This window comes from Pseudomonas idahonensis, from assembly GCF_037903935.1.
Lineage (GTDB): Bacteria > Pseudomonadota > Gammaproteobacteria > Pseudomonadales > Pseudomonadaceae > Aquipseudomonas > Aquipseudomonas danubii.
The window spans coordinates 5,942,591-5,955,407 of record NZ_CP149586.1 but is presented as its reverse complement, the minus strand read 5'-3'; the positions used below and the strand labels follow the sequence as shown (position 1 = coordinate 5,955,407).

General features: G+C 64.7%; 10 protein-coding genes. 5 read left to right on the top strand and 5 right to left on the bottom strand.

All coding sequences use genetic code 11. From position 1 onward, the window contains the following. Positions 1 to 117 precede the first annotated feature (117 nt). Positions 118 to 2,637, top strand: coding sequence for an ATP-dependent helicase HrpB (gene hrpB, locus WIN67_RS26915; RefSeq protein ID WP_110596238.1), 2,520 nt, complete (start codon positions 118 to 120; stop codon positions 2,635 to 2,637). Between the two features lie 7 nt (positions 2,638 to 2,644). Here the strand turns inward: hrpB and WIN67_RS26910 are convergent, their stop codons facing one another. Together WIN67_RS26910 and WIN67_RS26905 are read right to left on the bottom strand one after the other, a co-directional pair. Then, on the bottom strand, positions 2,645 to 3,721 hold the full coding sequence (locus WIN67_RS26910; protein ID WP_102882316.1) for an endonuclease/exonuclease/phosphatase family protein: 1,077 nt from the start codon (positions 3,719 to 3,721) through the stop codon (positions 2,645 to 2,647). Positions 3,722 to 3,808: 87 nt separating this feature from the next. Continuing rightward, positions 3,809 to 4,471 carry a YciC family protein gene (locus tag WIN67_RS26905; protein ID WP_110652050.1) on the bottom strand — a complete coding sequence of 221 codons (663 nt, stop codon included), beginning with the start codon at positions 4,469 to 4,471 and terminating at the stop codon, positions 3,809 to 3,811. A 180-nt stretch (positions 4,472 to 4,651) separates the two neighbouring features. Here WIN67_RS26905 and WIN67_RS26900 point away from each other — a divergent pair, with 180 nt between their 5' ends. The 3 genes from WIN67_RS26900 to WIN67_RS26890 all read left to right on the top strand — a co-directional run bounded on the left by WIN67_RS26900 (position 4,652) and on the right by WIN67_RS26890 (position 6,678). Continuing rightward, positions 4,652 to 5,422, top strand: a complete 771-nt coding sequence (locus WIN67_RS26900; RefSeq protein WP_267268959.1) for a DUF2076 domain-containing protein — start codon at positions 4,652 to 4,654, stop codon at positions 5,420 to 5,422. Between the two features lie 137 nt (positions 5,423 to 5,559). After that, positions 5,560 to 6,039: an NYN domain-containing protein gene (locus WIN67_RS26895; protein ID WP_102882313.1), complete on the top strand. Its 480-nt coding sequence runs from the start codon at positions 5,560 to 5,562 to the stop codon at positions 6,037 to 6,039. Positions 6,040 to 6,066: 27 nt separating this feature from the next. Then, the gene (locus WIN67_RS26890; RefSeq protein WP_110652052.1) at positions 6,067 to 6,678 is read left to right on the top strand and encodes a 3'-5' exonuclease; all 612 of its coding nucleotides are present in this window, start codon (positions 6,067 to 6,069) and stop codon (positions 6,676 to 6,678) included. A 14-nt stretch (positions 6,679 to 6,692) separates the two neighbouring features. On the opposite strand, the gene WIN67_RS26885 is transcribed toward WIN67_RS26890, so the two are convergent. Continuing rightward, complete coding sequence (locus WIN67_RS26885; protein ID WP_016963834.1) at positions 6,693 to 7,145, bottom strand: Lrp/AsnC family transcriptional regulator; 453 nt, start codon at positions 7,143 to 7,145, stop codon at positions 6,693 to 6,695. Positions 7,146 to 7,305: 160 nt separating this feature from the next. Between WIN67_RS26885 and yedA the strand changes: the two genes are divergently transcribed. Continuing rightward, positions 7,306 to 8,214 (top strand): drug/metabolite exporter YedA, encoded by a 909-nt coding sequence (gene yedA / locus WIN67_RS26880; protein ID WP_102865379.1) that lies wholly within the window; start codon positions 7,306 to 7,308, stop codon positions 8,212 to 8,214. Here the strand turns inward: yedA and WIN67_RS26875 are convergent, their stop codons facing one another. Together WIN67_RS26875 and WIN67_RS26870 are read right to left on the bottom strand one after the other, a co-directional pair. Then, the gene (locus tag WIN67_RS26875; protein ID WP_339070277.1) at positions 8,215 to 9,270 is read right to left on the bottom strand and encodes an alpha/beta hydrolase family protein; all 1,056 of its coding nucleotides are present in this window, start codon (positions 9,268 to 9,270) and stop codon (positions 8,215 to 8,217) included. 178 nt (positions 9,271 to 9,448) lie between these two features. Further along, the gene (locus WIN67_RS26870) at positions 9,449 to 12,658 is read right to left on the bottom strand and encodes a discoidin domain-containing protein (RefSeq protein ID WP_339070276.1); all 3,210 of its coding nucleotides are present in this window, start codon (positions 12,656 to 12,658) and stop codon (positions 9,449 to 9,451) included. Positions 12,659 to 12,817 lie beyond the last annotated feature (159 nt).

The following is a 12,817-nucleotide window of genomic DNA, read 5'->3' as shown; positions in this document are numbered from 1 at the left end:
TAAATATGCAGACAAAGCGAAATGGAGCGGGGCATTGAGTCTTGTCGATCAGCACTCAGACCATGATTAACCCCAGGCAGTTCGCCGTTATACTCGCGCCTCTGTTTTGGAGCCAGCATGAATTCTTTGCCAATTGATGAAGTTTTGCCTGCATTGCGCGAGGCCCTGGCGGCGCGCCATGAAGCGGTGCTCGAAGCCCCGCCCGGTGCCGGCAAGACCACCCGTGTGCCCCTGGCGCTTCTGGATCAGGACTGGCTGGCCGGACAGACCATCCTCATGCTCGAACCCCGGCGCCTGGCGGCCCGGGCTGCGGCGGAGCGTCTGGCCAGCGAACTGGGGGAGAAAGTCGGTGAAACCGTGGGCTACCGCATCCGCCTGGAGAGCAAGGTCGGCCCGCGGACCCGTATCGAAGTGGTCACCGAAGGCATCCTCACCCGACGCCTGCAGGACGACCCTGCCCTGGAAGGGGTTGGCCTGCTGATCTTCGATGAGTTTCACGAGCGCAGTCTGGATGCCGACCTGGCCCTGGCCTTGAGCCTCAATGGCCGGGAGCTGTTTCGTGACGAGCAGCCCCTGAAGATTCTGTTGATGTCGGCGACCCTGGAGGGCGAACGTCTTTCCACGCTGCTGGGCGATGCGCCGATCCTGCGCAGTGAGGGGCGCATGTTCCCGGTGACCCAGCGCTGGGGGCGGCCGTTCCAGCCCGGCGAGTTCATCGAACCGCGGGTGGTGCAGACCGTGCTTGAAGCCATCAACGATGAAAGCGGCAGCCTGCTGGTGTTTCTCCCAGGCCAGGCCGAGATTCGTCGAGTGCATCAGCAGTTGGCCGAGTCCTTGGGACAACGCAGTGAGATCCTGCTCTGTCCACTGCATGGCGAGCTGGACCTGGCCGCCCAGCGCGCAGCCATCGATCCGGCCCCGGCGGGGCGGCGCAAAGTGGTATTGGCCACCAACATCGCCGAAACCAGCCTGACCATTAACGGCGTGCGGGTGGTGGTGGACGCCGGGCTGGCCCGAGTGCCGCGCTTCGATCCCGGCAGCGGCATGACCCGCCTCGACACCCAGCGCATCTCCCGGGCCAGCGCCACCCAGCGCGCCGGCCGGGCCGGGCGCCTGGAGCCTGGCGTGTGCTATCGCTTGTGGTCGGCGGATCAGCAGGAACAACTGGCGGCCTATGCCGGCGCGGAGATCCTTCAGGCCGACCTGGCCGGTCTGGCCCTGCAACTGGCGCGCTGGGGCGTGACCCCGAATCAGCTGGCCTGGCTGGACCCGCCTCCCAGCGCCGCTTATGCACAGGCTCAAGACCTGTTGCAGCGCCTGGGAGCGCTCAACGATGACGGCACATTGACCCGCCACGGTCAGGCCATGGCCGAGTTGCCGGCCCATCCGCGCATTGCCCACTTGCTGTTGCGCGGCCAGTCCCTGGGGCTGGCGCAGATGGCCTGCGACGTCGCGGCCCTGCTGGGGGAACGGGACATTTTGCGCGGTGCCGGCGCCGACCTGCACAGTCGCCTGGTGCTGCTTTCCGGGGAGGAGCGCGCGGCCCGTGGTGCCCAGGGTGGTGTCCAGCGTGCGCGGCAACTGGCGCGGCAGTACCGTGGCTACCTGCGAGGGCAGCCCGAGGCAGCCGTCGCCGATCCCGAGCATCCGCGCTGGCTTGGTGCCTTGCTGGCCCTGGCCTATCCCGATCGGGTGGCCCAGCAGCGCCGTCCCGGTGGTGCCGAGTATCGACTGGCCAACGGCCGCGCGGCGCTGTTCAGCGAAACCGACAACCTGATGAAGCAGCCCTGGCTGGTGATCGCCGACCTGGGCAGCCGCCAGGGCCAGCGTGAGGAGCGCATCTACCTGGCCGCGGATTTTGATCCGACCCTGTTCGATACGGTGCTGGCAGAGCAGGTGCGCAACGTCGACCAGCTGGATTGGGACGAGCGTGAAGGCGTGCTGCGGGCCGAGCGTCAACGCAAGGTTGGTGAGCTGGTACTCAGCCGTGAACCGCTCACCGGCCTGGACGAGTCAGCCCGTAGCCAGGCCCTGGTCAATCTGGTGCGGCGCAAGGGCCTGGAGCTGCTGCCCTGGACCCCGGAGCTGCGCCAGTGGCAGGCTCGGGTGACCTTGCTGCGGCAGCTGGATCTGGCGGACAAGGGCGAGAGCCAATGGCCGGATGTCAGTGATGGCGCCTTGCTCGCAGGGCTGGAGCAGTGGCTACAGCCCTACCTGGGCAAGGTGTCGCGACTGAGTCACTTTGCCAACCTGGAGCTGGCCAGCATCGTCCACAACCTGTTGCCCTGGCCGCTGCCCCAGCGCCTGGACGAGCTGGCTCCGCATCATCTGACAGTGCCCTCGGGCTCCTCGATCCGACTGGACTACAGCGAGCAGCCGCCGATTCTGGCGGTGCGCCTGCAGGAGCTGTTTGGGCTGTCGGACACGCCGCGGATTGCCGGTGGCCGCCAAGTGGTCAAGTTGCACTTGCTGTCGCCGGCGCGGCGTCCGGTGCAGGTCACCCAGGATCTGGCGAACTTCTGGCGCAGCACTTACGCCGAGGTGAAGAAGGATCTCAAGGGGCGCTATCCCAAGCATTACTGGCCGGACGATCCACTGATTGCCGAGGCTACGGCGCGGATCAAACCCCGCAAGTAAAGCGGGGTTACAACGCCGGCAACAGGAACCGGGCAAGCACCGGCAGGTGGTCGGAGATGCGCTGGGTGTCGTCCTGGCGTACTCGGGATTCAACCCGCTTCAGTCGTGGGCTGTAGAACAGGTAGTCCACCGTACGATCCGGGCCGTCGAGGCTCGGGTCGTTGGGGTAGTGGGTCAGCCAGCGAGCACGGTCGACGCCACTGGCCTGGGTGTTGCTGGGGATCATCGGGTACTTGTCCCACAGCAGGTGCAGCGGGCTGTCAGCGTTGTAGGGCGCGCGCTGTTCTTCGCTCAGGCGTTGGTACTGGCTCAGGGGCAGCAGGTTGAAATCGCCGCCAATCAGCCAGGGGGTGCCGCGGCTCTCCAGTTTGTCCAGAACCTTGGCAATGGCCGTCACCTGCTTGTGCTGAGTGTCGTCGGCGCGCTGCGCACGCTCCAGATGGGTGTTCAGCACCACCAGTTGGCCGCCATCGCTCAGGGGCAGGTAGCTCAGCAGCAGGGCGTCCTTGGGCTGGAATTGCCGGCTGATGAGCGAGTGCGGGGCAACCGGCAGTTGCAAGCGTTCGGCGTGATCGATGCGGTAGCGGCTGAGGGTCGCCAGTTGTCGGCCGACGCTGCCGAAAATGTGCGGCGAGGGCACGAAGTCCGCCTTCCAGTCGTAAGCCTGGGTGCTGCAGGGGTAGAGGTCGGCGAGCCGCTCCTGCAGGAGTTTGAGTTGATCCTGGTAGGCGCTGGCCTTGGCGCCGTTGTCCACTTCCTGCAGCAGCACCAGGTCCGGCTGTTCGTCGCGGATGACCCGGGCCACTTCGTCGAGGCTGAAGGCCATGTCTTCCAGGGTCGGACGTTCGTCCTCGCCCCGGGCCTGGTCGTTCCAGAACACGTAGCGCTTGCCCGCCAGGTACTGCAGGTTCCAGGTCATCACCTTGAGTGCCTGGCCCGGCACCAGCGGCGTGGCCTGGGCGCTGCAACTGACCGTCAGGGTTTCCTTGGGCAGAGGGCGCCAGGTCAGGCTGTAGATCAGGCCGGTCAGTACCAGGCCGATCAGGAGCAGGCTCAACAGGGTGATGCGCAGTAGACGGGTCATCGGCTCGGCTTATGGCGTTGCAGGATGGGCCGGAGCATAACCGAGTGCGCGGCCGTCACCCAAGGGGTAGAGCGGCCGCAAGGTGAATCAGCGGTTGTCCGCTGGCTCGTTGATGAGCATGAACAGGCGGAACAGCACCACGCTGGTGAACAGCTGCAGGAAGCTGTAAGCGCTGTCGATGGCCAGTGACAGGATCGGGTTGTGCGGATCGGGATAGGCGGCTTCGCTCGCCCCCTTGAGCAGCCACAACGGGGCCATGACCGCCAGGATGCACAACAGGATGCGCAGGAAGTGCCCGCGGCTCAGGCGCAGGCTTTCCTTGATGGCCGCCAGGGGCGCCAGGCCCTTGAGCACCAGCAGGTACTCGGCGAAGGCCAGCACCACCATCAGCCACAGCCCCGGCAGCAAATACAGCGACAGCCCGAGCAGAATCAGCAGCGTGCTGACCGCCGTCAGCACGGCGAAGCGCGGCCATAGGCTCAGGGCCATGGCCCAAAGATCACGGTTGCGGGGCGATTCCCCCCGGGTGCGGGCGTCGAGAAACAGGATCAGCGCGCCGGTGTACAGCGGATAGAGCAAGAGCCCCACCACCACGCTGGAGCCGGGAAAGGCATTCTCGCCCAGGGCGCTGCTGACGCCTTGTTGCAGCAGCGCTTCGAGAATCACCAGGGGCAGGCACAGTTGGGCGATGCGGCCGAAGTTGCGTTGGAAAAAATAGAAAGAGTCGCGCAGAACATCTAACGGAGTCATTGATGGGGATCGCAGTTGACCAAGCGGTTGAACACTTTAACCGAAGCTGGCCCCTCGGGAGCAAACGTAAACCTTGAGTAAAGACCATTGAAAGTCGTCGCCCCAACCCCATAACTGGTGCGTACCGCGGCCCTGTGGGGGCACGGACCAGATTTTTACCGGCAATCTAAAGAGGTCGCCATGAACAGCGAAGAGCAAACCCTGATCGATGGACTGTTTTCACGGTTGCAACAAGCCGAGACGGACTCAGCTCCACGTGACGCCCAGGCCGAAGCGCGGATCAAGGAACACCTGATCCGCCAGCCTGCGGCCGGGTATTTCATGACCCAGGCGATCCTGGTGCAGGAGGCTGCCCTGAAAAGCCTCGATGAACAGAACAAACAATTGAGCCAGCAAGTGCAGCAGTTGCAGGCCGAACTGCAACAGGCTCGCTCCCAGGCCGCCGCTGCGGCTCCAGCTCCGGCGGCGAGTGGCGGCTTTCTGTCGAGCATCTTCGGCGGTTCCCGCGAGCCGCAACCGGCTCCCGCGCAGGCCCCGAGTGTGGCGCCATCCTCCGGCGGTGGCTGGCGTGAGCCGTCCCGTTCTTCCTTCGGCGCGCCTGCGCAGCAGAATTTCGGCGCCCCGCAGCAGAACTATGCGCCGCAACCGGCACCGGCGGCCGGTAGCAGCTTCCTCGGCGGGGCTTTGAAAACCGCTGCCGGGGTGGCCGGCGGGGTGATGCTGGCCCAGGGCATCAGCAGCCTGTTCCACAGCAACCAGCAGCCTCAGGAAGTTGTCGAAGTCATCAAGGAAGAACCGGCACCGGCCAGCGACAACAGTGGCTGGGGCAATGACGATCAGCGGCTGGCCAACAACGACTCCTGGGGCAACAGCGACCAGGGCGGCTTCAGCAACGCCGATTACGGCAACGACGACAGTTCGTTCTTCTCCGACGACGATTCCTTCGTCTGAGGCTCCGTCGGTCCGGGGCAGGCACCTGCCCCGGACCGATTATTCGCGGAACATTCCTTGTGACTGGCATACTGGGCGACTTTTCGGGTCTTGAGCCCCGTTCCAGCCCCTGCGCTGCTGCGCCATGAGGATTAGCGGTGAAGAAAATCGCGGTGTTCGCCGACGTCCAGAACCTCTATTACACCGTCCGCCAGGCCTATGGTTGTCACTTCAACTACGCGGCGCTGTGGGCGGATATCAGTAAAGAGGGGCAGATCGTCGAAGCCTATGCCTATGCCATCGATCGCGGTGACAGCAAGCAGCAGCAGTTTCAGCAGATCCTGCGCAACCTGGGCTTCACGGTAAAACTCAAACCCTACATTCAGCGCAGCGACGGCTCGGCCAAGGGCGACTGGGACGTGGGCATCACCATCGACATCATGGACGCCGCCGCCCAGGTCGACGAAGTGGTGCTGGCCTCCGGCGACGGCGACTTCGACCTGCTGCTCGAGCGCATCATCCACAAGCATGGGGTCAGCGCGGTGGCTTATGGCGTGCCGGGTCTGACTGCCAATTCGCTGATTCGCGCCGCCACCCGCTATGTGCCGATCGAAGGCGCCTTGCTGCTGAAAAGCTGATCATTTTTTATACGGAGCTGCACAGGTTTGGAACGTATTGCCGTCATCGACTTTGAAACCACCGGGATCTCCCCGAGCAGCAGTTGCCGGGCCACGGAAATCGCCGTGGTGATTCTTGAGCAGGGGCGCATCGTCGAGCGTTACCAGAGCCTGATGAATGCCGGCGTGCGGGTGCCGGGCTTTATCGAACAACTGACCGGCATCAGCAACGCCATGCTGCGCAGCGCCCCGCCAGCGGAGCAGGTGATGAACGAGGTCAACGAGTTTGTCGGCACCACGCCGTTGCTGGCCCACAACGCGGCCTTCGACCAGAAGTTCTGGGATTTCGAGCTGGGGCGGATCAAGCGCACCCGCTTGCAGAATTTCGCCTGTTCCCTGCTGCTGGCCCGGCGCCTGATGCCGGCGGCGCCGAACCACAAGCTGGGCACCCTGACCTCATTTGCCGGCTTGCCCCACACCGGTCAGGCGCACCGGGCCATGGCCGATGCGGAAATGGCCGCCAACCTGGTGGCCCATCTGGCGGGCGAGCTGCGTCACACCCATGGCGTGCGTGAACTGTCCCACGACTTCCTCTGCAAGTTGCAGAAGGTCCCGGCTGCCAAGATTCCCGAGCACCTCAAGCGCCAGCGCGGTTTCTGAGTGGGAGCTGCGGCTCACTTGCCGTTGTTTTCCAGTTGCCCCAGGGGGACACGCCGTTCGATGGCGCTGGAAAGCACGATGGAAGTCTTGCTGAAACCGAACTGGGCCACGCGGTTGATCAGTTCCTCCAGCTCCGGCATCGAGCCCACGGCAGCCTGCATGATCACGCAAGGATCTCCCGTCACCCGATGACACTCGGTGAGCTGGGGGATCTTGATCAGTTCGTCATAGTTCTTCTGGTTGCCATGCTGGGCCAGGCGCAGTTCGATCACGCACTGGATCGGCAGCCCCACCTTGGCCATGTCGACCTTGGCCTGATAACCGGTGATCACGCCGCTGGCCTCCAGCTTGGCCACCCGCTCGGCCACTGCCGGCGCCGAGAGGTTGACCTTGCGCGCCAGCTCGGCATAACTCGCCCGGCCGTTTTCCAGCAGGCTGGCCAGGAGCAAGCGATCGTATTTGTCCATGGAAGGCCTCTAATAGATACGACTTTCGAAAGCACGGCATATAGCCCTGAACTCCATGCTTTGGAAAGTGTACTGCCGTTATAAACAGGTTTTGTAACTTAAGTTCCCCGGGTCGCCTTTCTAGAATAGTTCTCCCCCTGCCTGCTCCGAGCTGCCTCCCATGCCTGGCCAAAGCCGTTTTCCCTTGCCGTTGATCGCCGCCTTTTTTGCCCTGTATGTGATCTGGGGGTCGACCTATCTGGTGATCCGCATCGGCGTCGAGTACTGGCCACCGTTGATGCTCGGCGGCGTGCGTTTCATCATCGCCGGCAGCTTGATGTACGCCTTCCTGCGCTGGCGCGGGGTTCCGGCGCCGACCTGGGCGCAATGGAAGGCCGCGGGGATCATCGGCGTGTTGCTGCTCAGTTGCGGCAACGGTGCGGTGACGCTGGCCGAACACTCCGGGGTGACCTCTGGAGTGGCGGCTTTGGCGGTGGCCACCGTGCCTTTGTTCACCTTGCTCTGCGGCTATTTCTGGGGGGCACGCAACACGCGTCTGGAGTGGGCCGGGATCATCCTCGGGATGATCGGTATCGGCATGCTCAACCTGGGTTCCAACCTGCAATCGAGTCCGCTGGGTGCGGCCTTGTTGCTGTTCGCGGCGGCGGCCTGGGCCTTCGGTTCAGTGTGGAGCAGGCACCTGCCGCTGCCCCAGGGGGCCATGGCCAGCGCTGCGGAAATGCTCGTCGGTGGCGTGGTGCTGATGATCGGCAGCGTCTTGAGCGGCGAGCATCTGGACGCCATGCCGCCCCTGGAAGGCTGGTTGGCCCTGGCCTATCTGGCCGGCTTCGGGTCGATCATCGCCTTCAACGCCTACATGTACCTGCTCAAGCACGTGCGGCCGGCCGCGGCCACCAGCTATGCCTACGTCAATCCGGCGGTGGCGGTGCTGCTGGGGATCGTCTTTGTCGGTGAAACCATCGGCATCGAGGAGGGCCTGGCCATGCTGGTGATCATCAGCGCGGTGGTGCTGATCGGCCTGCCCCAGTGGCGTAAGCCGAAAGCCGCTCCTCAGCAAGAGGTTGTCTGATCAGCCTGCCGGTGGTTGGCCGGCAAGCTTCTGATCCAGAAAGTCGCCGATCAGCTTTGCCACCTGCCGGTGGATATCCTGGCGATCACCGGCATCGCCATCGCGGCAGATAATCTCGTCCCCAGGCGCCTCTTCCTTGAGCAGGGCCAGGGCGCCTGGCTTGCAGACTTGCATGAAGCTGAAGTGGCTGGCATTGGCCAGCACCTCATAGCGCGAAGGCGGGGACGCCAGATGGGCGTTCAGATAGCCCGACTCTTCTTTCACGGGCATGTCTGCGATGTTCACTCCGGCCCCCAGGACCAGGACCGGTGTGTGCAGCGTCGACAAACTCTCGGGGGTAAAGCCGCGGGCGAACCCCAGGTCCAGCGCAACGACGGCCTTGACTCGCGGGTCCCGCAGATCGGCACTCAGCGGGCCTTGATTGTGCGCGGTGATTCCCAGTTCCGGAGCTATTTGGCAAAGGCGTGGATTGGGATGCAGCCGGCATTCCTCCAGGTAACGTTGCGGGCTGTAGCGGGCGCCGGCCAGCGCGGTGACCGTCCAGCCGCCCAGGGAGTGGCCGATGGCGGCGATGCGCTGCGGGTCGACCGTGCCGGCCAGGGTGTTATCGCGGGTGAGCCTGTCGATGACCCGGCTCAGGTCGCGCGGGCGTTCCCAGAGCTTCGCCGCTTCCGCGGGGCGCTGGTCGAATGTGGTGGTGCCCGGATGGTCGGGGGCCGCGACTATATAGCCTTGGTCCACCAGGCTCGATACCAGCCAGCTGAGATTGCGCCAGTTGCCGCGATAGCCATGGGACAGCACCACCAGCGGATGGGCAGAACCGCTAGGGGCGGCATCCTTGATGGTCGCTACACCCTGGAAAATCGGGTTTTCAGCCGATGGCAGGAGGGGGGCGGTGGTCGTGGTGGGGTACCAGAGGGCGACATGCAGGGGGCGCTGCTGACTGGCGTCCGCCAGCGTCACTTCACGAAAGCCGATGAGTTCGGCGGCATGCACCAGGGGCAGGTGCAGGCAAAGGCCCGCTAGCATCCATGCGGACAGGGCAAATTTGCGCATTCAGATCTCCATTGGCAAAGCATCGGTGTTCTGCCAGTGGGGGCGCGCCTTGGAGGAATCGACGGCGTTCAGCGGCAGAGGGTGGACGACGACTGATGGCAGTCGCCGTCCATCCTTTTACCTGAAGTGGCCGGGAAAGGGTGACCGGATTGCGGAGCAAGCGGTCACGCCTCTGGCATCAGTTACAGGCGCCGGCGTCGCGCCAGACCTTGCCACTGCCTTCACCGCCGACGGTGGCAGCAGACGGCTCGTTGCCTTTGGTCCACCAGCGGGCGATGTAGTAGCGGCCGTTGTGGCTGACCTTGTCATTGGCCAGGTAGGTGCCTTGACGGCTCCAGGCGCCCAGGCAACCGGCCGGCGTTTCCACGATGTCGGCCAGCACGGTCACACTATGGTCACGGCTGACCGTATGGCTGCCGTTGCCCAGGTTCAGGGTGAAGCGGTAGCTGATGTCCTTGTCGCTCTTGGGCGCGACAAAGGTCAGTTTCGAACCCGAGACCTGGAAGGCGACGCTGGGCGTCACTGTCCATTGGTAGCTCAGCGCCAGACCGGCCGGGTCGCTGGAACCGGCGGCGTCCAGGGTCACTGTTTCACCGCCCTTGGCCTGACTGGCCCCGGCGATGCTCGCCAGCGGCGGCTTGACCGGTGCCGGCTTCTCGGCCAGGACCTTGACCTGATGGGTGCGGGTGGCGCTGTGCTTGCCGTTGTTCACCGTCAGGCTGACGTTGTAGGTGACATCCTGCTCGGCCTTCGGGGCGACGAACTTCATCAGGTGGCCTGCGGCGTCAAAGGCGACGTTGGGGCTGATGCTCCAGCTGTAGCTGAGCTTCAGGCCTGCCGGGTCGCTGGACCCCGTGGCGTCGAGGTACACGGTTTCTCCGGACTTGGCCTCGCTCGCGCCGCCGATGACCGCTACCGGCGGTTTGACCTCTTCCGCCGGTGGCTCGACCGGTTTCTCGCCCTCGCTCTGGCACGGGCCCAGGTCACGCCAGACCTTGCCGGCGCCGTCCGGGCCGGTGGTGCTGGCCAGGCCCGGCTCGGTGCCGGAGGTCCACCAGCGAGCCTGGTACTGACGACCTTTCCACTGCACCACATCGTTGCCGACGTAAGTGCCTCTGAGCGTCCATTCTGGTTTGCAGCTGGCATCGGTGGCCTTGCCCTTGATCAGCACCTCGTGGGTTCGGGTGCTGCTCTGCTTGCCGTTGCTCAGGGTCAGGGTGAAACGGTAGCGGGTGTCGCTCTGCAGTTCCGGCGCGGTGAAGCTGATGCGCGCGCCGTCGAAGTCGAAGTCCAGGCGCGGCGAGGCTTCCCAGGCGAAGTTCAGGGCATTGCCCTGGGGATCGCTGGAGGCCGAGGCATCGAGGACGATCTTGTCCCCGGCATTGGCTTCGGTCTTGCCGCTGATCACCGCCACCGGAGGTTGACCGGCATTCACAGGCTTGAGGGACGCGGCCTTGATGTCGTTGTCGGCGCTGAATTCGCCGTCTGCCAGCAGGGTCCAGGCGCCGTTTGCACTGTTGCTGCCATAGACCTGATACCCCTTGATGTTGCCGCTCAGGCCGGCGTCCTGGCGCGGCAGGTAGTGCAGTTGCGAGAAGCGGCTGTCGGCCCCCAGGTCGATCAGTATTTCATGGGGGTAGCGCGCACCCGCCGTCGTGCTCCAGTAGGAGTTGGGGTTGCCGTCGATGGCGTGGTTGCCGACCGCAGTGCCAGGCACCGCGCTGCTGGTGGACATGACCTTCCAGCTATTGCGGGGCAGGGCCTTGCCCTTGGCATCCACCAGCAGCAGTTCGGCGACGCTGGCGGTGTCCTTGCCGTCCACCGCGGAGGTGGCGACGAATTTCAGGTAGCGGCCCTGGGCCGTGTCCTGGGTCAGACCGTAGGCGTGGCCTTCAAGCACCTGATCCTGAGTGGCCCGGTTGTCGGTGTTGATCGCCAGGTACCAGCGTCCCGGCTGCGGGTCGTTCACCCCCAGGGACACGTTGTGGCTGCGTGTCGAGCGGTAGTCGTAGCTTGAGCCGCTGGGCTGGGCGCCGCGCTTGAGCAGCAACTGGATCTGGCCGGCCTTCTCGGTGAGTTCGCCGTCCACCACGGTGAATACCAGGCGCCGGGTGCCTTCGGGGACATCCACCGGGAAGTAGCGCGTCTGGCCGCTGGCCAGGCTGACTTTCTGGTTGAGGATCGAGGTGCTTTGCTCCTGTTCGAGCGGGACCACGGAAGGGCTGTAGGCCGACATCCGCGCCGCGTTTTCCCGCCAGACCCGGGCCATGTTGGCGGTTGTCGCGTTGCCCAGCGGCACGCCGCGGCTGTCCTTGACGTCCGGGTTGGAGAAATAGCCCACATGGTTGCCGCAGAGGATGGTGCCGACCCGGCCGTTGTTGTAGCCGAAGCGGTAGCTCTTGCCATCGGAACAGTGGCTGCCGCCGATGTTGTGGCCCAGCTCATGACGGAAAACGGTGGCCGACTTGATGGAGTTGATGGTGTAGCGGCCGTTGATGTAGCCCCACCCTACGGCGGTGTCCTGGCCGGGGGTGCCCACGACGAAACTGGCCACCACGTCGGGGCTGTAGCGACGCATGCCTTCGGCGAAGATCTTGCTGACCTGGCCCAGGTTGGTTCCGGTGATGGCCGCATCCTGGGGCACCACCTGAGTGCCCACCAGGCGCAGGCGCACGCCCTGGACCTTGGATTGTTGCAAGGCGCGGTTGACCGAGGCCACCTGGACCAGGGCGTAGGCTTCGTGGTCACCGATATAGTCGGCGGCGGCTTGGGAGAACCCGGCCAGCAGGTCGATCACGGTTTCGCCCTGGACGTTGCGGTTGACCTGGAAACTGCGCAGGCCGCTCTGCGACTCCTTCAGGGCTGGGGTTTCGCTGCCGTCATCGGCGATGTAGTCGACACTCGACGGGGCAAAGGCGGCTCCGGCGTCGAAGTGGATCATCGACTGCTGGCCGTTGGCGTCGCCGCGAATGATGGCATTGGCGTCCGGCAACAGGGCGATGAAGCTGCCGTCGGGGCGCGCGGCGAGGGTCATCTCTCCGGGGGCGCTGAGGGTACGGGCGCGTCCCTCCAACTGGCCGGTCATGACCCGCAGGTCCTTGAAGGTATCGTCCTGTTGCGCGATCAGGTTGCGGATGCGCATCCCGGTGACCTGTTGCAGCTGTTCGGTGCCGGTTTCGGCGGCGCCGAATGGCATCGCCCTGGCGCCGGGCAACTGCAGGTTGATGAAGTGACCCTGGATCACCGTCGCGCCGAGAGCGGCATCGGGGCTGTGCTGGACGACATCGGCCTGCGCCATGCCGCCGAGCGGCAAGAGCAGGGCAGCGCCCAGGCTGGCGCCCCAAAGGCGGGTAGCGCGGGACAAGGCGGTCAATCTGAAGCTCGACATAACTATTCCTGGATAGTCTCAGCGCGGTGCGAAACCTGGCGAACAGGACCGCTAAAGCGTCCGCGCTGATGAGGTGGATAAGGAGTTTTGCCGGCGGAGGGCATCATAGGCAGGGGCGCTCCGGGCGTACATCGAACAGGGGGCTTTTCGTACCGGTCC

Bases quoted from the DNA above. Each gene is read 5' to 3' on its own strand.
- WIN67_RS26905 (WP_110652050.1), bottom strand. From the start codon at position 4,471: ATGACTCCGTTAGATGTTCTGCGCGACTCTTTCTATTTTTTCCAACGC.
- hrpB (WP_110596238.1), top strand. From the start codon at position 118: ATGAATTCTTTGCCAATTGATGAAGTTTTGCCTGCATTGCGCGAGGCC.
- yedA (WP_102865379.1), top strand. From the start codon at position 7,306: ATGCCTGGCCAAAGCCGTTTTCCCTTGCCGTTGATCGCCGCCTTTTTT.
- WIN67_RS26870 (WP_339070276.1), bottom strand. From the start codon at position 12,658: ATGTCGAGCTTCAGATTGACCGCCTTGTCCCGCGCTACCCGCCTTTGG.
- WIN67_RS26900 (WP_267268959.1), top strand. From the start codon at position 4,652: ATGAACAGCGAAGAGCAAACCCTGATCGATGGACTGTTTTCACGGTTG.
- WIN67_RS26875 (WP_339070277.1), bottom strand. From the start codon at position 9,270: ATGCGCAAATTTGCCCTGTCCGCATGGATGCTAGCGGGCCTTTGCCTG.
- WIN67_RS26885 (WP_016963834.1), bottom strand. From the start codon at position 7,145: ATGGACAAATACGATCGCTTGCTCCTGGCCAGCCTGCTGGAAAACGGC.
- WIN67_RS26910 (WP_102882316.1), bottom strand. From the start codon at position 3,721: ATGACCCGTCTACTGCGCATCACCCTGTTGAGCCTGCTCCTGATCGGC.